Annotated in this window: 1 pseudogene; it reads left to right on the top strand. The window is 26.8% G+C overall.

From position 1 onward, the window contains the following. Positions 1–228: pseudogene (locus GQV94_RS07700) on the top strand (S1 RNA-binding domain-containing protein); the annotation flags it as partial.

Below are 228 nucleotides of genomic sequence, written 5' to 3'. Positions count from 1 at the left end.
CTGTTCAAAGTTACGCTAAAGAACATAAAGTAGGAGATATAGTCAAAGGCATTGTTAGAGATATAAAAGAATTTGGTGTTTTTGTTGAACTTAGTGAAGAAGTCGATGCTTTAATATTAATATTTCAGATTTTGAAAAATTAAAAATTGGAGATGAAGTTGAAGCAAGTATTGCTTTTATTGATGAAAAGAAGAATAGAATTCGTTTAAGTGTGAAGAATTTATTAAA

The sequence above is a fragment of the Campylobacter sp. TTU_617 genome (assembly GCF_016599045.1).
In the GTDB taxonomy this organism is placed as follows: domain Bacteria; phylum Campylobacterota; class Campylobacteria; order Campylobacterales; family Campylobacteraceae; genus Campylobacter_D.
This window is presented reverse-complemented; position numbering and strand designations above follow the sequence as displayed.